The sequence below is a fragment of the Companilactobacillus insicii genome (genome assembly GCF_003946015.1).
Taxonomy (GTDB): Bacteria; Bacillota; Bacilli; order Lactobacillales; family Lactobacillaceae; genus Companilactobacillus; species Companilactobacillus insicii.
This window is the reverse complement of sequence record NZ_RHNU01000006.1, coordinates 68,003-89,167: the sequence shown is the minus strand read 5'-3', so window position 1 is coordinate 89,167 and position 21,165 is coordinate 68,003. Positions and strand designations below refer to the sequence as shown.

Sequence of the window (21,165 nt, the reverse complement as noted above, 5' to 3'; positions counted from 1 at the left end):
TTTTCTACTTTTGAATCTAGGATAACCTTTGTGTTCTCTAAAGAACTTCTTAAATGCTTCTGAAAGATCTTTATTAGTACATTGAAGACTAGTGCTTTCAACTTGTTTCAAGTATGGATATTCCTTCTTCAGCAGTGGAAGAAGAATATTCATATCATATTGAGATACAAACTTACAATCAGGATTATTATCATAACGTTCCTTTTGCATAGCTAACATCATATTCCAAACCTTACGCACACAGCCAAAATTCATTGCGATACGTTCAATTTGAAATTGAGTAGGATATATACGAAGTTTCATTCCTTTCAGTCCCATATGTTCACCTCCTATCTGCTATAATGTAGGTATATTATAGCATCGATGGAGGAACGCATGATAGTAAAAGGTCGAACAAAAGTATATGATTTTAACTTCAACCTATTGTGGGTAACGAAGTATAGAAAACAGATATTTGTGAACGATATAAGGAAAAATGACATGAAAAATATTCTTCTAAAAATATCGGAAAACTATGGAGTTGAAGTCAATAATATTGAAGTCATGCCTGACCATATTCATATGATGATAAGTTTTCCTCCAGACATGACACCATCTTCAGTAGTTAAGTCATTAAAAGGAGCATCAGCAAGAATGTGGTTCAAGATCCACCCTGAAACAAAGAAACAACTTTGGGGTGGACACCTTTGGTCACCAAGCTACTTTATGAGTACATTAGGTAATGTGTCTAAAGAAATCGTTAGTCAATACATAGATTCACAAATAACAAAATTTAATAACGGGAAACCGACAGGAAAAAAATAAGTTACTCAAGACATTGATTCATCTCAGCAACGAATTGCCGAGTTTTCTCAATTAGCAACTTTTATAAATTAAGAACTTTAAATCCTGAAGTTTTTTCATATTACAAAAAATTTCATCCTCTGTTTCCATAAATATATCCTCCCAACCTTTAACTAATTACGAAGATATTCTAGCATTTCATCGCGACACTATTTGTCGTAAAAAAGTGCAATAAAAAAAGACATCCTTAATTAGAATGTCTTTACTATCTATACTAATTTTCCACTATCCATAAACTTCTTAACATCAGGTTGTACGTGTTCATATTTCTCACGTGCTCCTTCAAAGTCAACGAAGTATAACTTGTACCAAGTTAAGAAAGTGAAGATTGTCCATACTCGACGACGAGCATCGATTTTACCTTCATAGTTATCAAGTAGTAACTTCAAGATCTTATCTTGGTCAAACAAATCTTTGACCCACTCTTCACTAAACAAAGCGCGAACCTTATTGTAATACTTTTCTTCACGTAACCATGCCTTAACAGGTACTGGGAATCCTAACTTAGGACGGTTAGCCCAATCCTCTGGCAAGTGCTTCAAGGCTGCTTGACGCAAAGCCCACTTAGTACCCTTACTATTGAATAGCATCTCTGTTGGAATAGTATTTGCTAATTCAGCAACTTTTTTATCCAAGAAAGGTACACGTAATTCCAATGAATGAGCCATTGAAATTTTGTCAGCCTTTTGCAAAATATCGTTTAACATAAAATGATGCAAGTCGATGTATTGCATTTGCTTAACAGCATCAGCATCTTTAACACGTTGGAAGTCTCTTTGATATTCATCATTAACCGTCTTATCGTTACGGTAAGCTGGTTTCAAAATATTATTTGCTTGGCGTGATGTAAAAATAACTGGTTGATCTAAATCGTATACAACTGATTCACCAGTGTAAAACTTAGCTGGATCACCTAGCCAAGTGTACATATGTACTTTACCTGGGAATGAAGGCATTTTATGAATTCCTTTGGCTAAGGTATAGCGAGCACCCTTAGGTAATTTTTTCAAGGCACTTGTAACATGCTTGATAACCTTACTCTCAGTATGCATACCATAGTTCAAATATCCGGCAAATAATTCATCGGCACCTTCACCTGATAGAACAACAGTAACTTTCTTACGAGCCAAACGACATAAGTACCACAATGGAATAACTGATGGATTACCATCTGGTTCATCCATATGATATTGCATTTCGGCAAAATCATTAAAGGCTTCATCACCTGAAACTGTTGTCTTATTAAAGTTTAATCCTTCACGATTTGCTAACTCTTCAGCAGCTGTTGCCTCATCAAAAGGTCCATTATCGAAGTTAACACTGAACACCTCATGAGGTTTCAAAACAGATGTAACGTAACTTGAATCGACACCCTCGGACAAGAAACTTCCGACTGGAACATCGGCAACGTTATGCATATTAATTGATTCTTGCACCGTTTTATCAATTTCATCGATAGTTTCTTGTTCAGTTCTAGTCTTGTTAATATCGTATTTAGCATCCCAATATTTATGAGTTGTGAACTTATTGTCTTTTAATTCAAACCAGTGACCTGCTGGGAATCGATAAACTCCCTTAAAGAATGTCTCATGCAAATCATTATATTGATTCATCAAGTATGATTTTAAGGCTCTCTCATTCAATTCTTTCTTGAAATGAGGGTGCTCTAAGAATGACTTGATCTCTGAACCAACAATAAATGTTTCTCCGTGTTTGTAATAATAAAGCGGTTTGATTCCAAAGAAATCTCTAGCACCATATAGTGCTTTTTTATTATCATCCCAAATTAGGTAAGCGAACATACCACGAACTCTGTTCAAAGTACCTTCCATACCCCATTCTTCATAACCATGTAATAATACTTCAGTATCAGCTTTAGTTTTAAATGTGTGACCCTTTTCTAATAACTCTTCACGAAGTTCTTTAAAATTATAAATTTCACCGTTGAAAGTGATAATAATTGATCCATCTTCGTTTGATAAAGGTTGTGCCCCACCGTTTAAATCAATAATACTAAGTCGGCAAAATCCCATAGCAATTTGATCATTAACAAAATGGCCACCACCATTAACATTAGGTCCACGGTGACGAACCATTTCCATCATGGACTCAATCGTCGATTCCTTTTGCATAGTTGCAAAATCGCTAAAGGTAATAATTCCACACATTGATTGTTTCCTCCATCTTTTTTAAAACGTACGTCTTTGAAAGATTCTTATTTAGTAACAATTAATTCTTGAAGTTCTATTATATCATCAATAAATTTATCATTAGTGAAACTTTCTTAGTTAATGATAGACGATTCGTCATAATTATCCAAGGAACTTTTAAATAGTAAGCCCTTTTATTTTAATATCATCCTAATTTATAAGTACAAAAATTTCAAACTATTAAGAATGAGTTTATTTTATTAATCTACCTATCTTATAAATGGTTAATGAACTATAAACTTTTTATACTTTAAAATGAACATAACTTGAAAAGTTGGAATTTTATTACCCTCACCAATTGTAACTGTGATACCATTTAAAAATGAAGATTCATTTGGTTTTATTTATTCAAACTACAAATTGATGAAATAATAATTAGGGGATGCAAGATGGTAAAAACGGAAACTTTTATGCCGATAATTCTGGGGACCGATAATAACGCATATGGCATTGCACGTTCATTGCATGAAGCTTTTCATATTAAACCGACCTGTTTTGGCCGTGGTAATCTGATAATGACTCGTGATTCCAAAATCTTAAACGTTATTGTTAAGGATTTTTCAAACGATGAAGAATTCGTTAAGGCAATTAGTGAAACTGGTCAAGAATTAAAGAAAACCTATCAACACTTAATTATAATTGCTGCCAGCGACCAATACGCTGAACAAGTGATTCGTAATAAGTCTAAGCTTGAGGGCCTTTTTGACGTTCCATTCATTGATCAGGAACTATTAACTTCATTAACTCACAAAGATCAGTTCTATCAACTAGCCGAAAAAACTGACTTACCAATTCCAGGAACACAACTTATCACCGCTAAAAATCATAGTGACTTTATCTCTAAGTTTGATTTTCCGGTAGCTTTGAAGCCAGCTAATACAACCGAATATCTAGGACTACATTTTGATGGTAAGAAAAAAGCTTTCATTATTGATGACGCTAAAAAGCTAACTTCAATAATTGAAAAAATCTATCAAGCTGGATATTCCGACACAATGATTTTGCAAGAATTCATTCCTGGTGATGATAGCCATATGCGCACAGTCAACGCCTACGTTGATCACAATAACCAAGTACGCATGATGGTGCTTGGTCATCCTGTTCTCGAGGATGTAACACCTAACTTAATAGGTAATTATGTTGCCATTATCAATGACTACAATGAAAAACTCTACAAACAAGTTAAGAACTTCCTAGAAACTATCAAATTCCATGGTTTCGTAAATTTTGATTTGAAATATGACGCTAGAGATGAAGAATTCAAAGCTTTTGACGTTAACGTTCGTCCAGGACGTTCAAGTTACTTCACAACTGCCAGCGGTTATAACATCTTCGCTGAAGTTGTTAAAGATGTTGCTTTGAAGGAACCTTTTACAAAGACAGTTACTGCTAAAGCTGACCACTTATGGCTTGGAGTACCTAAGAAACTAGCCGTGAAATATATCGAAGACGACGAAATCAAAGCTAAAGTTCAAAAGCTAATTAACGAGAAAAAATATTCTTATACACTCTACAATTCACAAGATAAGTCCATTAAACGTAACTGGAGATTATTTAAGTATTACCATCAATATTGGCAAAGATATCAAACATACTTTACAAACAAGGAGAACTTATAATGCCTGTACTTACAAAAGATGATCCAGAAATTACAAAATATCAAGATTATATCAAAAACGCTGATTTTACATCTGTTACTCAAACACTAGAATGGGGATACGTTAAAAGCAACTGGGATGGCTTCTACGTTTATTTAGGAGACATCGATAATCATCCTACTGCCGCCATGTCAGTTTTGACTATAAACGGCTTAGCATACTGTTCTAAGGGATATGTTGGAGATAACTTCAACGTTGATACTTTGGATGCACTAGTTAAGGAAGCCCTGCCTGCTTTGAAAGAAAGAAACTGCTTCTTATTAAGGGTTGACCCTGAAGTTCCATTCGACCAAGAATTGAGTGATAAACTAGCTGAACATGGATACGTTATGAGAAACAGAAACCTTCCATTGAGTGAAGCTCACAGTACAATTCAACCTCGGTTTAATTTCGTTATGAATATCGAGAATGCCAAACCCGAAGACGTTATCATGACATTCCATTCAAAGACACGTTACAACATTCGTTTGGCTAAACGTAAGGGTGTTACTATCGAAAGTGGCGATACGCAAGACTTCATGGATAAGTTCTATGAAACTTACAAGGTAATGAGTGACCGTCACGGTATTACATACCGTCCTAAGGCTTACTTTGACCGTATGGTTGAAGCATTCACAGGTAAAGATATGATGAGAATCTACCTTGCTTATGTTGATGGCGAAGTAATTGCCGGATCAATTTGCTTTGAATATGGCGACAAAGCTTGGTACATGTATGGTGGTAGTTTAAATTCTCACCGTAACTACATGGCACCTCACCTTCTACAATGGGCTATGATCGAACACGCCATCGCTGACGGTAAGAAACGTTATGACTTTGGTGGAATCTTCGGATTCGATGTAAGTGATGGACTTTACAAGTTCAAACATGGATTCTTCAAGGATAGCAAGTATCTAGAATACATTGGTGAAATCGACTATGTTCTAGATAAAGAACGTTACGATGGTTTTGTTAATAAGTAAAACTTTTATTGGTCTTATATCTTTCAATATTGAGAGATGTAGGACCTTTTTTCGTTAAAAAAATACCCTAACCTGATTTCAGATTAGGGTATTAAATATATATAACCTAGAAATTAAAGCATTGATGCAATTGAAGCTACACTCGATGCAATAATCAAAATAATAATAACATCAATAAATGAAATAATAATAACATCAATAAATGAAATAACTGTTCCAGCGATAGCTAATCCCTTTGGATTCTTGAATAATCCGGCAATCGAAAGTCCAGCACCAACAAACCATAACAGCCAGCCAAGGAATGGTACCCAGCCTAAGAATAAATCAACTAGAGCACACACGAATCCTGCTGTCCCCATTGGATTAGTTTGTGCCTTAGCCGTGTAGTTGTTGACAACTACATGATCTCTAGTTTGAGTTTTTTGATTTTCTTCCATAATTTTCTTCCCTATTGTTTCAATATGTAATTACATATTGAATATTACCATAAAATATATCAGTGCATACTTTATTTTTAAATAAAAAAGTCAAAATAGACATTTTATTTTAATTTTTAGAGGGGGACAAAAATACCCCAACCTGATTTTTGGTTGAGGTGATGAATGTCATTACTTATGTAAATTAACGTGGTATTTCTTTCTCTTATAACTGAAGCCTTCACCAATTACTTCGTGCGCATCGAGCACTGTAACAAAGGCCTTAGTATCAACAGCCTTGATCAATTGCTTAAGTTGAGGTATTTCTCGTGGTTGAATCATTATATAAATAATTTGTTTCTTATCATTTTGATATCCGCCTTCCGCATTTAAATACGTCCAGCCACGATCCAGCGTAATATCAATTAACTTAGTAATCTCTTGATAATGATTAGATATGATCAACACTGCCTTGGCGCGATCAGGACCTTCTTGGACAAGATCAATCATCCTTGCCAGTACAAAACTTACGATCAGCGAATACATTATGTGATAGAAGTCCAAATACGATAGCGATAGAAATAGTACCACATAATCCATAATCATTATTCCCTTGCCAGATGACATACCGAACTTCATCTGACCTACACGTGCAATAATATCACTGCCGCCAGTTGTTCCGTTGTAGCGGAAGACTAATCCAATCCCAAGTCCGGATAATACACCAGCTGCCAGGGATGACAATAATAAATCATGATGTAGTGGTAATGGTTTAATAATTGTTTGGTGAGACCAAAACATTAAAAATAATGACAAACAAACTGTCCCATAAAGTGTATAGAACATAACTCGCTTACCCAAAAAACGAAATCCAATTAATATTAGGGGGATATTAAGTACCAGGGTACTGACACCCAGATTAATGTTTAAGAAATATCGGATAATCAGTGTAATACCACTTAAGCCACCGTCGGCCAGACCATTTGGAATAGAGATCATATCCAGACTAAAGGCATAAATAGCACATCCAGACTAAAGGCATAAATAGCACATCCTAGGGTAATCATTAATAGTTCCCAACTATTGTATCTGGTCCACTTTAGTTTCATATTATCCCCTCCGATATAACTATTTAGATCAATTAATATTAATTATAGTATATGTTCATATATAAAAGAAAATAGAGTTTAAGAAATACTCCTACATAAAATTAAAGTACCCTACAATCATTAGATTTTTATCTAGTCATTGTAGGGTACTTCATATTTAATAAAAAGTAATAATTAAGATTTAAGTTTTCGTTTCAATCCTTCGAGCAAAGTTTCGGAAAAATTAATGTTTTGTTCTTCTGCCTGTTGGGCAATATCTGCGGGTAATGATGTATTTTTTCTTACGTACGGAACCTTAACTTTCAATTTGATTTTTTCGAGATCTACACTAACAAAATTAACAATGGCTTGCGGGTTCATTTTTCTAATTTCATTTATATCAGATGGTTTGGGAAGCTCTGTCAATTCGTACAATGATAATCCCAACGCTTCTGGAGCTCTATCCAGCGCCTCGGCTAAACTATTTCCATAAGTTAAAGTATCCGGTACATCAGGAAATTCTACACTATATACACCTTTTTTATTTTCCGAATCATCGAATATAGCTGGGTACACTACCAATCTTTTTTTCATACTTATGCTCCATTCTCCCACTATCTTCGGTAACTTTGTAATAATACACTACTATTCTTTACAGTATAAAGAAATTTTTTGGCACTCTATAAATATCGACTGAAGCAAATTGATTATTAAAAACCCACATATCCATTTATAACATATTCTGCTCTAATTCAGCATAATCATAAAACATGGCATCACAACCTTCAAACAAATTAGTAATTGACCTTACACAAGATAAAATATTAATAGGATCAATAGGTCTTATTAACGTATGATATTCATGGCTATATGATGATGGATAGCGAAAAAAATCACCTGAATTATCTATTTTCTGAAATAATTCAATAAATCCACTAATATTATTAAGTATATTGCTAGAATCACCATAATTATTAATAACTGGATTTAATTTTGTCCAAAAATCTGTATATATTTTGTGACTCTGATGTCTAATTTTTAAATTAGCAATCTCACTGTACTCCGAAGAAACCAATTGTTTTAATTCAAGCTCTAATAGCTGTCTAATGGAAAACATTTCCGGAAAATAAAGTCTTTTACTTTCGCATCCAATATGATTGGAAAGCAAAAATTCACTTACGGATAAATATCCATTAATCATCAAATAATAACGACTAAAACTATTTGGATGAACTAGATAGCAATTTCCAATTCCATTTTTAGCAATTGAAAAAAATTTAGGCTTTGGTAAAACAGTCGGCAAATTATCAGAGAAACTTTTTCCATCATTGAATATGCTTCTAAGAAGGCTGTACGCTAAATCCATTTTTACAGATGTTCTATAAACATCAACAAACTTTGGTGGATTTTTCGAAAGAAATTTTACATCTAACGGATATCTAAACACTGTCGAATTGGAATCTAGTTCATTCAAATCTTTTAAATACGTATCAAGCCAATTTAGATTAATATATGACATATTACTTATGCCATTTAATTTTTTAATCCTAAGAAAAAGACTAGATAAATCATGTTTATCTTCAATAAGTATTGATTGAATTTCTCTCTTATTATGTATAAGAGAATATATTCTTGCTTTAATAACAAGTTCAATTGCTTGTCTAAACATAAAAATACCAGCTAAAAACCAAGAATCATCTTTTAAATTATCATGTCCAGCATGTATTACTTCATTAACAATCTTTATACCCGCATAATAATACTCGTCTGATAATTTTAAATAATCCTCAAAGTAACACTTACTCCATGTGATTGACACAGGAATCCCTTTTTCACTGATATTCCAAAAACTTAATGGATTATCTGGCCATAAATTATCAAAATGACTATTACGTATCCACTTTCCCGTTTCCAAATTAATTTCCCACCTAATTGCTATAATAAAATTATATAGTTATATTGTATTTTTTATATTTTTTTATCAATCAAAAATACCTTAACCCAAAAATCAGGCCAAGGTATCAAATAATATATTCAACTTAGAAATAGTACCAAACTAGTAAATTACAATTTAACTGTAAAGCCTATCATACCAGCTTTAATACGCCTAAATCGTATCTAGTAGGCTACTCCCATTCTATGGTTGCTGGCGGCTTAGATGTAATATCATAAACTACACGATTGACATGATCTACTTCATTTACGATTCTAACCGAGATCTTTTGAAGTACATCCCAGTCGATCTTAGCGAAGTCAGCTGTCATACCATCAATTGAGTTAACGGCACGAATTCCGATTGTATAATCGTAAGTTCTACCATCACCCATAACACCAACTGAACGAATTCCTGGTAATACTGTAAAGTATTGCCAAATTTCTTCATCCAATCCAGCCTTCTTGATTTCGTCACGAAGGATAAAGTCAGAATCACGAACGATTTCTAGTTTATCTTCTGTAACTTCACCAATAACACGAATTCCAAGGCCTGGCCCTGGGAATGGTTGGCGCCATACTAGGTCATGAGGCATGCCCAACTTCTCACCTAATTCACGAGTTTCATCTTTGAACAATGTTCTCAATGGTTCGATAAGCTTGAATTGCATGTCTTCTGGAAGTCCACCAACATTATGGTGAGACTTAATTGTTTGAGCAGTACTTGTACCACTTTCGATAACGTCAGTATATAGAGTACCTTGTGCCAAGAATTCGATTCCGTTCAACTTAGTTGCTTCTTCGTCGAAAACTTGAATAAATTCGTTACCGATAATCTTACGTTTTGTTTCTGGATCAGAAACTCCAGCTAACTTGTCTAAGAAACGTTTTTGAGCGTCAACTTTGATAATGTTCAAGCCAAACTTGCCTTCAAGACTAGCCATAACTTGATCGGCTTCACCCTTACGTAGAAGTCCATGATCAACGAAGATACTTGTTAGTTGTGTACCAATTGCTTTGTGCAACAAAACACCAACAACTGATGAGTCGACACCGCCTGAAAGTCCCAAAAGAACCTTCTTGTCGCCAACAGTTTCACGAATTTTTTCGATTTGTTGGTCAATGAAGTCATCCATTGTCCAGTTTGCTTCGGCTTCACATACGTCGAATGCGAAGTGCTTCAAAATATCCATTCCATATTCTGTATTGCGCACTTCAGCGTGGAATTGAACACCATACATCTTACGTTTTACATCAGCGATTGATGAAATAGGTGCATTCTTACTTGTTGCTGTGACTGTGAATCCAGTTGGTGCTTCACGTACTAAATCACCATGGCTCATCCAAACAACTTGTTTCTTAGGCAATCCCTTGAACAATGCAGAGTCTGAATCAGTAACTTCGATATCAGCCTTTCCATATTCACGATTGTCAGCAGATTCAACTTTTCCGCCCAAGTTGTAAGACATCAATTGCATACCGTAACAAATACCAAGCATAGGAATTCCTAGCTTATAAATGTCTTGGTCAATTGAGAAGGCATCTTTGTCATAAACTGAGTCTGGTCCACCTGACAAAATAATACCTTTTGGATTAATTTCTTTAATCTCTGCGGCAGTGATTGTATTAGGTAGTAATTCTGAATAGATACCAATATCACGAATACGACGAGTGATCAATTGGTTGTATTGGCTACCGTAATCCAAAACAATGATGCTGTCCGCATCTGGCCATTGTTTGCTCAAATCCATATCCCCCTAGTTTTTAATTTATTCTATTGTATATGAAAAACGACTCTCTGTCATACTTTGGAAATGCTTTTTTAGTATTTTCTCAAAAGTATCTTGTCTATCTGATGATTCTCAGCCTTGTGTAATATCAAATCAGCGCGTGTCATCGTCGGCTTAATATAATCACGTAAGTTAACATAATTAATATTATCCCAAACATCCCGTGCCATTTGTAACGCCTTATCTTCTGGCACTTGAGTATACTGATAATAATAAGAATTAGGATCATTACGTGCCAGATCTAATAAGGTTTCAAACCGATTGAGGAACCATTCTTCGATATCATCAACTTCAGCATCAATATAGATGGAAAAATCAAAGAAATCACTCGTATAAATATTTGAAGTCTGCGTCAACTGCAATACGTTGATCCCTTCAACGATCAAAATATCGGGATGATTAACTTCTTCATGACGATCAGGAATAATATCGTAAATATTATGCGAATATAGCGGATAGGCAATTGGGCCCGAAGTTGTTTTAACGTCACTCAAGAACTTCAATAACTTCGGCATGTCATAAGTCTCTGGGAAGCCCTTCTTATTCATCAATCCACGTTCCTTTAGTATCTTACTAGGATACAAGAAGCCGTCTGTTGTCATCTGTGCGACATTATACTGCGGATAGGCACGTTCTAACATTATCTTAAGTAATCGAGCCGTAGTACTCTTACCGACCGCTACAGAGCCTGAAACGCCGATGATAAACGGTACTTTCTTATTACTACTATTCAAAAAATCACTCTTCAACTTTGTTAGCTTGCGGTAATTCTTCAAATATATATGAAGTAAGTGTCGAATTGGCGCATAAATAGACTTCACGTCGTCAATTGATATTTCATCATCCAACGACTTGATCTTGCGCAATTCTCCATCAGTAATTGCCTGTTTATTGTACTCTCCATGAAATGTTTCCCATTGTTCACGAGAAAATTCATTATAGTTAGATAAATTTTGCATATAACTAAACCTACTTAACATTTTTTCTGGTATTCTTATATAGTATAGAACTTTTTAGAAGGAACTAATATATGAAAAAAATAGTATTATTTGGAGACTCGATCATGGCGGGATTTCATGATGGCGTTATGAGTGACATACTCACTGATGCTATTCAAAAGAAGTTCCCCAAAGACGAAGTCATTAATGTATCTATTCCTGGATACAAAACCAGTAATGCTGTGACACGTGTTGAACAAGATATCGTAAGTTTGAAACCAGATATTGTCGTCTTAGGGTTTGGAGCCAATGATATTTCCACAACTGACGAGATCAAACCCGGTAAGTTCTCATCGAACTTAGCTACTATAATAGAAGCAATTGGGACATCAAAAGTAATTCTACTTTCTCCACCGTATACCGATTGGGTCAAGAATCCCACTCGCCCTTGGACTAGACAATTGCAATTTGAATTAGTAACCGAACATCTCGCTAAGCAAATGGAAGTACCTTATATCGATTTATTGCACCAAATGGCTAGTCAATCTTCAGTAAATAAATTATTGCAAAAAGATGGACTACACTTTACCAAAGATGGTTATATTCTACTTGAAGACAAACTTGTACCAGAAATTAAGGCAACGCTAGTTAAACAAAACGAACTAGTGTCGAATTAGAAGGAGCACTTTATGAATTTAAATATTCCTCAAAAATATTTTATTTTATCGTGCAATGAAAAAGGCAGTGTACGAATTTTTAAGAATACTAGACGTAGAGCCTATTTAGCTGAAAGTTCTTTTTTCGATTTAGCTTTAAACGATATTATTGATTTAACTGACAACAGTGTCATCATTAACAAGGTTTTGCCAGATGGTAAGGAGTATCTGAACGAATTCTTCCAAATCATCAATAAGAACCAGGGTAAAAGCGTTACACATGTACTTCGTGCCATGGCAACAAAGGAAAGTATTACTAAACAGATTTACAACGAAATCGGCGATTCACTGGTTGATAAAGTTGATGTTACAAAAGCCGTCACAGGTATGGTATTCAAGACTAACAACTATCTTCCTGACCATCGTGTCAAAGAAGAACTTGTTAGTGACGTCAGAAAAGAGTTCTTAGACAAGGATAGTAAAGTTTCACCTGAAACATTTGCCTTGCTCGCTACTCTTTACGGTAGTCATGACTTGAAGACATATTTCACACCATTTGAATTGAAGGAATTAAAGACTAGTATTGAAAATAACCAAGATGACCCTACTTATGAGAAGTTATACGAGTTATCAAAACGATTGAATCGAGTTATTTTGACGTTACTAGGTTAAGTCGAAGTTTAATGCTTCGGCTTTTTTGTTGGGTTTAATTTCTCATGCCGCTTCCGGTTGCGAGATATTTTTCCTGCCGTGGGGACCGGTCCGAGCCAAGGTCTCGAACCTCGACTTTAAGCTTTGCTTTGCAAATCTTAAAGCTCGTCCTGTGGCTTACGCCACATTTACGGCTGAAAAAAATCTCTCCACCTTCAGCTAAGGTACCGGATTATACAATATATGTATGTGTAACTCCACTATTAAGCAGCCAATAAACATCTCAACTAGCCGGAGGATGAAAGAGATGGCGCCAGCAGTGATAATTATGCAGGGGCGGTGGTTTTCCGTCCTTACATAACTGGACGACTTTTGAAATTTGCAAACTTTGCGAAGTTCAAAAGCGAGACTTCAGACCGCCTTTCGGCTGAAGTCGGTCCTACAGCAGGCATCATCGCTTTCATCTGGAGGCGTATCAACCATATAGAAATACTAATATTTTTCAGAAAAACTTAAATAATATTTGCAAGTATTTTCGTGCTAGGATGTAGTCGGAAGAATACGACCATGGAGCGAAAATATTATGAATAAAATAATAGTATCTACCATAGTTACTATCTTCTTCATCGCTTTGATTCCAGTAACCTTGCTGTTTTCATCCGATGTAGCTGTTCGTGATCGTGCTTTTCGTGAAGCCACTACTGTTCTCGATAGCAAAGATTCCACCAAATATGGGTATGACAAACAAACCCAATCGTACTTACAAAACCATCCTTACTTGAAGCTACAAAAATTGACCGATTTGCAAGGTAGCGATGATCAAGGGTCCTACTTTATAGGAAAAACTAAACAAAATATTTCATTAAAAATCTATGTAAAATTTGCATCTAATCAAAATAGACTGGAAGACTTCCAACCAGTTCTTCACATCAAAAAAATAAAATTATTGAAAGAGGCAGCTGTCACGAAGACGGCTGCCCTTTCTTATTCTGTATAGTACTTTTCTGGTACACGTTCCAACAATTGTGATAGTCCGCCAATCGCTGCTATGGTTAATCTATGCATTGCACGGGATGCAATCGTATAAACCAACTGTTGTTCGTCTTCATCGAACCTGTCCTTTGATGCATTCCACATAATAACCGCATCAAATTCCAATCCTTTAGCTAAGTACGATGGCAAGACAATCGTACCTGTTGCTAAACGCTGATTTTCAGACCTGATCCACGTAGACTCAACGCCTGCTTGTTCCAACATTTTCTGAACTTGTTCAGACTCTTCCAACGTCTTAGTTATGATAGCAGTTGTATAATGTTTTTTATTATTTTCGTCCAATTGACCTACTACCTGTTGTAGTGACTCTTGAACATTTTGTGCCATTAATACATTGGGCAAATCACCTTCACGATTAAATGGTTCAATCTTTTGTCCATTAGTCAAAATAGCCTTAGTATAATCAGTTATTTGCTTGGTTGAACGATATGAATGTGTCAACTGAACAACACGTGTTTCATCCGCATTGAACAGACTCTGAACTTCTGACAACAGAGTTTGACTATTCTTTTTAGTAAAAATCGATTGATTCAAATCACCCAGCATTGTATAACGTGCTCTTGGGAATTTATCCTTTAAGTAAGCTAACTGGAATGGTGTGTAATCTTGAATTTCATCAATAAAGACAAACTTCATGTCAAGCTCACCATGTTTACCAGTTACTAAATCATATAGATACAAATATGGACTCAAGTCATCCATTGATATTTGCTTATGATTGAATAAGTCAACAAAGTCATCGACGTATTGTTTCCATTGAGCTTCTGTAATACCGTGCTTGCTCAAATCAGTAATCTTCGGCACAGATTTCAAAAAGTTCAAATAATTAGTCGAAACATTCAAAAACCTCAAATGAACAATTTGACTATAAACTTTTTGCATTGCCGCCATAACAATCTTACGAGCTAAGAACTTATGCTCTTCATCACCATTTTTGAACTCTTGATCGGCAGTATTATAGAGCATCTTCAATTGTTCTTGGCTCAAATCTTCAATCTGTTCTGAAACCCACTTTGAACGCATCTCCGAACCAACTTTACGACGTAACATTTTTTGAAGTCTCTCAACCGTTGCATCTAGTCGGTTACCAAGATTGTATTGTGGACCAAAGCTATAATAAATTTCGGCAATCTTTTCTTTAGGAATGAAGATATTACCTTGAAACTTAATGTTCTTAAAACTTACACCGCTTTGATTCAACAACTTACCATAGTTAGTCAAAGTCTTAAAGAAACCAATATCAGAAACAAACTTAGAGATATTCTTCTTAACTGGATCTTCTTGTTTTTCAAATTGTTGCGAAAGATTCTCAACGGAGATATTTGGCAAACGACGTGACAAATACTGACTATACGTCATCTGAACCATATTCTGCTCACCCATTTCTGGTAGAACGTCTTGAATATAATCGTTGAACAGCATATTAGGACTGAACATTACAACTTGGCTAGATGTTAAAGTACCACGATATCTATATAGCAAGAACGCAATACGTTGTAGAATTGCTGAAGTCTTACCTGAACCAGCTGCTCCTTGAACAAATAATAATTTTGATTTTGTATCACGAATAATCTTATTTTGTTCGGACTGAATAGTCTTAACGATACCCTTCATGTGAGTTGAAGATTTACCATCCAAAACTTCCAGCAACATTTGATCACCGATTGTTTCTTGAGTATCAAAGTAAGCTTGAATCTTTCCATTTTCCACTAGGAATTGACGTTTCAAGAATAAGTCTACATTTTGTAAACCATCCGGTGTTTGATATTCAACATTGCCGAGCTTCCCGTCGTAGTAAATACTAGAAATAGGTGCCCGCCAATCGTAGACCAAGAAGTGGTCTGTTTTATCGGTGAAAGAACTTAGACCAATATAGATAGTTTCGCGTTTTGGTTCACCTTTTTCTTGAAAGTCTAATCGGGCGAAGAATGGATTTTTTTCCAGTTTCTTTAAGATTCCCAAACGTTGTTTAGATTGTTGCCAACTGTTATTACGCTCGTCGAGCATTTGTTGTTGTGCATGAATTGAAAGCGCCGAGTCCATCGAGATAGCGTCGCCATCCATACCGACATGAATATCATCAAAAGCACCATTAATTACTTTTAAGTCATCTTCAGCAATATCAATATGTTCTTGTAGCTTTTTTTCAGAAGTTTTGATTTTTTGAACAACATCATCTAGATGTTCTTGTTCAATCATTTTTTCATCTAATTGTTTAACTTTAGATTTTTCCGTCATGTCCACCTCGAAAATTTTAGTTAAATAATATTACCATTTTTATAAGTATAATTCAAAAAATATAACTTATTAGAAGTCCTTCAAACGTTGATATGACGCAACTTATCTTTGACTAATAAATATTACATTTTTTGGACATTTTGTATAGTTTATCTGATACAATATGAGCATAAAAATGATTATGGAGATGATTCCAATGCAATCACAAATTTACCCATATTTAGCTTTCAAAAATGCAAAAGAAGCAATTGAATATTATCAAGAAGTATTCGGTGCAACAGATGCATATCGTTTAAGCCCTCAACCTGAACAAGCCAAGCAATTCGGTATCCCTGAAGACGCTGACTTAGAAAGCATGACAATGCATGCAGGCTTTACAATCCTTGGTATGAAGATTGAATGTGCTGATGCCTTTACTGGCAACGCTGAACCTTCTGGACAAGTTTCATTATTATTGGACATTAATAGCGAAGACGCTGAAAGCGCAAAAGCTGCCGATGACTTTTACAAGCACCTAGAAGAATCAGGACAAGTAAAAATCACTATGCCATTTGCCGAACAATTCTGGGGTGGCAAAATGGGTGGTTTCACTGACAAGTATGGAATCAACTGGATGTTGCATACATCCCCTTGGTCAAAGAGTATGGATCACAGCAATAACTAAAAAATGGAGCTAAACCTATCGTAGGCTTAGCTCCATTTTTTATACACTAATCTATTCAACCATAGCCAATCCATCAGCATCCAATATCTTGATTAAGGTATTAGACTTCTTCTCAATCAATTCTTCCTTAGCTAATGAACTAAGCTTACGACTAATTGTTTCAGGAGTGGTACCCAAGTATGTAGCAATATCCTTCTTCTTCAATGGCAACTCAAATTGTTCCTGTTTCAGTCCCGCACTAGTTTCTAATAAATAACTAGCCAAGCGGCTTTCAACACTTGCAGTTGCAGCTTCTGTTGTCTGCTGCTCAAGTTGAACTATTCGTTGTCCAAAAGCATTAACCATATTCACGGCAAGCTCTGGAGAAGACTTCATCAACTTCTGAAAATCACTGCGTCTAATTTGACAAACATCCATATCCATCAATGCTTGAGCAAAACTACCACGATCTTCATTACTGAAAAGTGCGGCCTCACCATCAAAATCACCAGTTTGAAGAATTCTCAACATTTGTTCCTTACCATTAGTAGCTAATTTAAAAACCTTAGCTTGACCATGGGCAACAATCGTCAAAGTATCTGCGGGATCGCCAGCTTGATAAATATATTCGCCACTTTCATAGTGTTTGTCTGAAACTAATGAAGCAACTGTACTTGTATCTTCTTCAGATAGCGATTGAAAAATCGTTACTAATTCCACACAATCCTCAGCTGTGTGATTATGAGCTAGATGTGCCATGCCATTCCTCTTTTCATTGTTGATGTTTTGTTTTGTCGTCTCTGGTTAAAGGTGATTGTAATTGCAGTGCTGGTACATCACTTCCAACCTCCGGCTAATATAAATATATTTCTATTTACTTTTAACGTTACTAATTTCAATAACATTTAACTATTTTTTTGCTCAAGAACCGGCTTACCTACACCCAACATAAATCCATTGAACTAAGTATGGAGGTGGAGAGATATTAAACCAGCCGTGAGTGTGGCGTTAGAACGGTGAACTTCCGTTATTACACCACGGGACGAGCTTGGAGATTTTCGAAGAAAAGCTTCAAGTCGAGGTTCAAGACCGCACTTCGGCTTGAACCGGTCCCCACGGCAGGTTAAATATCTCGGAACCGGAATATCCGGATACAGCAATAGAAGGACTAATTAAGCCCTTCTATCAACTAATGTATATAGTAACTCTTTTTTTATCCGATTCTGAAACGAGTTCCGGAAGGGCAACTCCCTCCGCTTAGCTACGATAATTAAAGGATGCACAAACCGCATCATTCAATTATCTAGGCTATGCTCAGGAGCTGACCGCCCTTCCTGCACTCTCTAGTCCTCGTCGTCCTCATCATCCTCATCTTCAAATCCATCTTTAGCATTATTTCCAAGTAATGCTTGATAAATACGGATTTGGTGGTTATTCCAACCTAGTAATTCTACTAGAACTTGTGCCATGAATGGACGATCTTCATTTTGTGCTAATTTGATTGCACGTGTGATAAACATGTTGTCAGTTGCGAAGTCATTGACCACTGTTTGAATCATACTTTCAGCATCCAAGTACTTGTTTGCACCATTTTCTTCAATCATTGTGTAGTCTGAGTACTCTTTCATTGTTGATGGTGGTAATTCGCCTTCATCTAACAATTGGTCAGCAATTTTATCGAACCAAGCATTATTCTCATCAATAGTATCATTCAAAACTGCCTTATAATTCTCGGCATTTGGGCCCTTAACGAACCATTTGAGTTGATGTAACTTGATATTCATATAGGCGTGATTAGAAACAATATGTCCTGTCATTGCACCTGCTGTTGGTTTATGGTGATCAGCGTCAGCTTGTTTTTGTTCTGCAGCAAACTTCTCGTCAATTGTTAATTCTGTCATTATGCAATCTCCTTAGTCTTGATCTTCTTAACTTCATAACCTAATTCAGTTATAACTTTTCCTAAGTCGTCACCTGAAACTTTTGATTCATCAATGTTAGCTTTTACTTTACCTGCATTGAACATAACTTTTACATCTGAAACTCCGTCTTGATTTGAAACTGCTTTTCGAATTTTTGTCATACATGATGGGCATGTTAATTCGCCTAATTGTAATACTACTTTTGCCATATTTAAGTTCCTCCTAAATATCTTTATCTATCTTACAAAACACATAATAGTATGTTTTATGCTGTCTTAACTTGATTTGTATCAAGTTTTGGAGATTTTTTTAAAGTTTTTATTCTTAATAATCTCATTGCGTTGAAAATAACAACCAAAATACTGAATTCATGAACAAACATTCCACTTGCCATATGAATAACACCAATTAGTAAACCTATTAGCAATAGTGCAACAGTACCAACAGCGATAATGATATTTTCCTTCGTATTGGCAACTGTCTTCTTAGCTAAAACATAGGCATGAGCAAGTGCATCAAAACTTGACTTGACCAGAACAACATCGGCCGTTTCAATAGCGACATCTGTACCTGTTCCCATACCAATTCCGATATCAGCTGTAGCTAATGATGGCGAATCATTTATACCATCACCTACAAAGGCTACATGATGTCCTTCATCAGTAAATTTCTTAACAAAGTCCACTTTTTGTTCAGGTAACAATTCAGCGTGAACCTCATCAACAGGCAATCTATCGGCTACATGTTGTGCAGCCACTTTATTATCACCAGTAAGCATTACAACTCGTTTGATACCAGCATTTTTAAGAGCTGTTAATCCTTCGAATGCATCTGATCTAAGTTGATCGTTAACCCCAACTACGATCTTCAATTTTTTATTTACAGCCATCAAGACAATTGAATCACCTTGATTAATACGTGCGTTTATAGCTTTCTTTGCATCATCTGAAACTTCAACATTATTAGCTTTCATTAGACGTTCATTACCAACTAAGATATTGCCATCAGCACTTTGTAATCCTTGACCTTTAACAGTATCTAATTCTGGAAGATCCGAAGTTGCATTAACATCTTGATCGTTCACATACTTAACGATTGCACGCCCTAGTGGGTGATCTGATGTACCTTCAACTGCACTAAGCAATGCCATATCTGATTCTTTATCGTCGCCAAAGTGATTCAACTCAGTAACACTCATTTGACCAGTTGTTAAAGTACCTGTCTTATCGAGAACCAATGTATCAACTTTTGAAAAAGTATTTACGGCGTTTCCACCCTTCATCAAAATACCATTTTTAGCACCATTACCAATACCGGCAACGTTTGAAACAGGAGCACCGATAACCAAAGCACCTGGACATCCTAGAACTAGAACTGTTATAGCCAATGGGAAATCTTGTGTAAATATCCAAACAAGAATACCAATAACTAATACGGCAGGTGTGTAGTAAGTAGCAAATTTATCAATAAAACGTGCGGCTGGTGAAGCACTATCTTGGGCTTCTTCAACCAATTCAATAATCTTACCAAAAGTTGTATCTTCACCAACTGAAGTGGTTTCAACGGTAATAGTACCGTTATCAGTTAATGATCCAGCGAAAACTTTATCACCAATTGTTTTTTCAACTGGTGTTGATTCACCAGTAATTGATGCTTCATTCATGTATCCTTTACCATCAACGATAATACCATCGACAGGAATTTGACCACCGGGTTTAACGATTACGTGATCACCTTCGTCAACGTCATCAACGTCAACAGTTGAAATGTTTCCATCTTCATCAACAACTTCTGCAGTTGTTGGAGCCATTTGTGTCAAATTCTTAACGGAGGAACGAGTCTTTTGTAAAGTTCTTTGTTCCAAATAACTACCGAATAAGAATAGGAACGTAACTACAGCTGATTCTTCATATTCACCGATAACAAACGCACCGATAACGGCAATTGTTACTAGTAATTCAATACTGATAACTTTATTCATCAGAGCTGTCCAAGCGTGTAAGAAAACCGGGATAGCACCAATAATACTTGCAATAATCATTGCTGGTGTTTCTATCAATGGCAAACTCAAGAATTTAACGGCAAAACTAATTACAATTAAAATTGCGATTACTGCAGTCATTCTATTTTGATTTTTTTGAACCCACATATTAAATTTCATATTA

General features: G+C 35.6%; 20 protein-coding genes. 7 read left to right on the top strand and 13 right to left on the bottom strand.

The genetic code is table 11. From position 1 onward, the window contains the following. Positions 1-318: helix-turn-helix domain-containing protein (locus EKM79_RS03385; protein ID WP_164505988.1), on the bottom strand; the 318-nt coding region annotated here is incomplete at its 3' end. 57 nt (positions 319-375) lie between these two features. Between EKM79_RS03385 and tnpA the strand changes: the two genes are divergently transcribed. After that, on the top strand, positions 376-804 hold the full coding sequence (gene tnpA / locus EKM79_RS03380; protein WP_125565889.1) for an IS200/IS605 family transposase: 429 nt from the start codon (positions 376-378) through the stop codon (positions 802-804). Between the two features lie 248 nt (positions 805-1,052). Here the strand turns inward: tnpA and asnB are convergent, their stop codons facing one another. Next, complete coding sequence (asnB, locus tag EKM79_RS03375; RefSeq protein ID WP_125565887.1) at positions 1,053-3,011, bottom strand: asparagine synthase (glutamine-hydrolyzing); 1,959 nt, start codon at positions 3,009-3,011, stop codon at positions 1,053-1,055. Positions 3,012-3,442: 431 nt separating this feature from the next. On the opposite strand from asnB, the gene EKM79_RS03370 reads away from it, so the two are divergent. Together EKM79_RS03370 and EKM79_RS03365 are read left to right on the top strand one after the other, a co-directional pair. Beyond that, a complete protein-coding gene (locus EKM79_RS03370) occupies positions 3,443-4,672 on the top strand; it encodes a carboxylate--amine ligase (RefSeq protein WP_125565885.1) in 1,230 nt (409 codons plus the stop codon). Beyond that, a complete protein-coding gene (locus tag EKM79_RS03365; RefSeq protein WP_125565883.1) occupies positions 4,672-5,673 on the top strand; it encodes a lipid II:glycine glycyltransferase FemX in 1,002 nt (333 codons plus the stop codon). Before EKM79_RS03370 ends, EKM79_RS03365 begins: the two co-directional genes overlap by 1 nt. Before the next feature lie 113 nt (positions 5,674-5,786). On the opposite strand, the gene EKM79_RS03360 is transcribed toward EKM79_RS03365, so the two are convergent. The 6 genes from EKM79_RS03360 to coaA all read right to left on the bottom strand — a co-directional run bounded on the left by EKM79_RS03360 (position 5,787) and on the right by coaA (position 11,858). Continuing rightward, positions 5,787-6,110, bottom strand: coding sequence for a hypothetical protein (locus EKM79_RS03360; RefSeq protein ID WP_125565881.1), 324 nt, complete (start codon positions 6,108-6,110; stop codon positions 5,787-5,789). Between the two features lie 171 nt (positions 6,111-6,281). Beyond that, positions 6,282-7,109, bottom strand: a complete 828-nt coding sequence (locus EKM79_RS03355) for a YitT family protein (RefSeq protein WP_246005613.1) — start codon at positions 7,107-7,109, stop codon at positions 6,282-6,284. Positions 7,110-7,372: 263 nt separating this feature from the next. Beyond that, positions 7,373-7,771: a type II toxin-antitoxin system HicB family antitoxin gene (locus EKM79_RS03350; RefSeq protein ID WP_125565877.1), complete on the bottom strand. Its 399-nt coding sequence runs from the start codon at positions 7,769-7,771 to the stop codon at positions 7,373-7,375. A 136-nt stretch (positions 7,772-7,907) separates the two neighbouring features. Beyond that, positions 7,908-9,092 (bottom strand): HEPN domain-containing protein, encoded by a 1,185-nt coding sequence (locus EKM79_RS03345; RefSeq protein WP_125565875.1) that lies wholly within the window; start codon positions 9,090-9,092, stop codon positions 7,908-7,910. Positions 9,093-9,303: 211 nt separating this feature from the next. Continuing rightward, complete coding sequence (gene guaA, locus EKM79_RS03340; RefSeq protein WP_125565873.1) at positions 9,304-10,860, bottom strand: glutamine-hydrolyzing GMP synthase; 1,557 nt, start codon at positions 10,858-10,860, stop codon at positions 9,304-9,306. Positions 10,861-10,931: 71 nt separating this feature from the next. Further along, a complete protein-coding gene (coaA, locus tag EKM79_RS03335; protein ID WP_125565871.1) occupies positions 10,932-11,858 on the bottom strand; it encodes a type I pantothenate kinase in 927 nt (308 codons plus the stop codon). Between the two features lie 71 nt (positions 11,859-11,929). Here coaA and EKM79_RS03330 point away from each other — a divergent pair, with 71 nt between their 5' ends. From EKM79_RS03330 to EKM79_RS03320, 3 genes are all read left to right on the top strand, one after another. Beyond that, the gene (locus EKM79_RS03330) at positions 11,930-12,514 is read left to right on the top strand and encodes an SGNH/GDSL hydrolase family protein (protein ID WP_125565870.1); all 585 of its coding nucleotides are present in this window, start codon (positions 11,930-11,932) and stop codon (positions 12,512-12,514) included. Between the two features lie 12 nt (positions 12,515-12,526). Then, positions 12,527-13,165 carry a GPP34 family phosphoprotein gene (locus EKM79_RS03325; protein ID WP_125565868.1) on the top strand — a complete coding sequence of 213 codons (639 nt, stop codon included), beginning with the start codon at positions 12,527-12,529 and terminating at the stop codon, positions 13,163-13,165. A gap of 562 nt (positions 13,166-13,727) precedes the next feature. Further along, on the top strand, positions 13,728-14,141 hold the full coding sequence (locus EKM79_RS03320) for a hypothetical protein (protein ID WP_125565866.1): 414 nt from the start codon (positions 13,728-13,730) through the stop codon (positions 14,139-14,141). On the opposite strand, the gene helD is transcribed toward EKM79_RS03320, so the two are convergent. Then, positions 14,129-16,435, bottom strand: coding sequence for an RNA polymerase recycling motor HelD (helD, locus tag EKM79_RS03315; RefSeq protein WP_125565864.1), 2,307 nt, complete (start codon positions 16,433-16,435; stop codon positions 14,129-14,131). The two genes, EKM79_RS03320 and helD, sit on opposite strands and share 13 nt — an antisense overlap. A 196-nt stretch (positions 16,436-16,631) precedes the next feature. Between helD and EKM79_RS03310 the strand changes: the two genes are divergently transcribed. Next, on the top strand, positions 16,632-17,099 hold the full coding sequence (locus EKM79_RS03310) for a VOC family protein (protein ID WP_125565863.1): 468 nt from the start codon (positions 16,632-16,634) through the stop codon (positions 17,097-17,099). A 51-nt stretch (positions 17,100-17,150) separates the two neighbouring features. On the opposite strand, the gene EKM79_RS03305 is transcribed toward EKM79_RS03310, so the two are convergent. The 4 genes from EKM79_RS03305 to EKM79_RS03290 form a co-directional block, all read right to left on the bottom strand. Further along, positions 17,151-17,837, bottom strand: a complete 687-nt coding sequence (locus EKM79_RS03305; protein WP_125565861.1) for a Crp/Fnr family transcriptional regulator — start codon at positions 17,835-17,837, stop codon at positions 17,151-17,153. Between the two features lie 584 nt (positions 17,838-18,421). Next, positions 18,422-18,979 (bottom strand): ferritin-like domain-containing protein, encoded by a 558-nt coding sequence (locus EKM79_RS03300; RefSeq protein ID WP_125565860.1) that lies wholly within the window; start codon positions 18,977-18,979, stop codon positions 18,422-18,424. Next, positions 18,979-19,209 carry a heavy-metal-associated domain-containing protein gene (locus EKM79_RS03295; protein WP_125565859.1) on the bottom strand — a complete coding sequence of 77 codons (231 nt, stop codon included), beginning with the start codon at positions 19,207-19,209 and terminating at the stop codon, positions 18,979-18,981. The genes EKM79_RS03300 and EKM79_RS03295 overlap by 1 nt, the downstream gene beginning before the upstream one ends. Positions 19,210-19,265: 56 nt before the next feature. Continuing rightward, positions 19,266-21,161 carry a heavy metal translocating P-type ATPase gene (locus tag EKM79_RS03290; protein WP_125565858.1) on the bottom strand — a complete coding sequence of 632 codons (1,896 nt, stop codon included), beginning with the start codon at positions 21,159-21,161 and terminating at the stop codon, positions 19,266-19,268. Positions 21,162-21,165 lie beyond the last annotated feature (4 nt).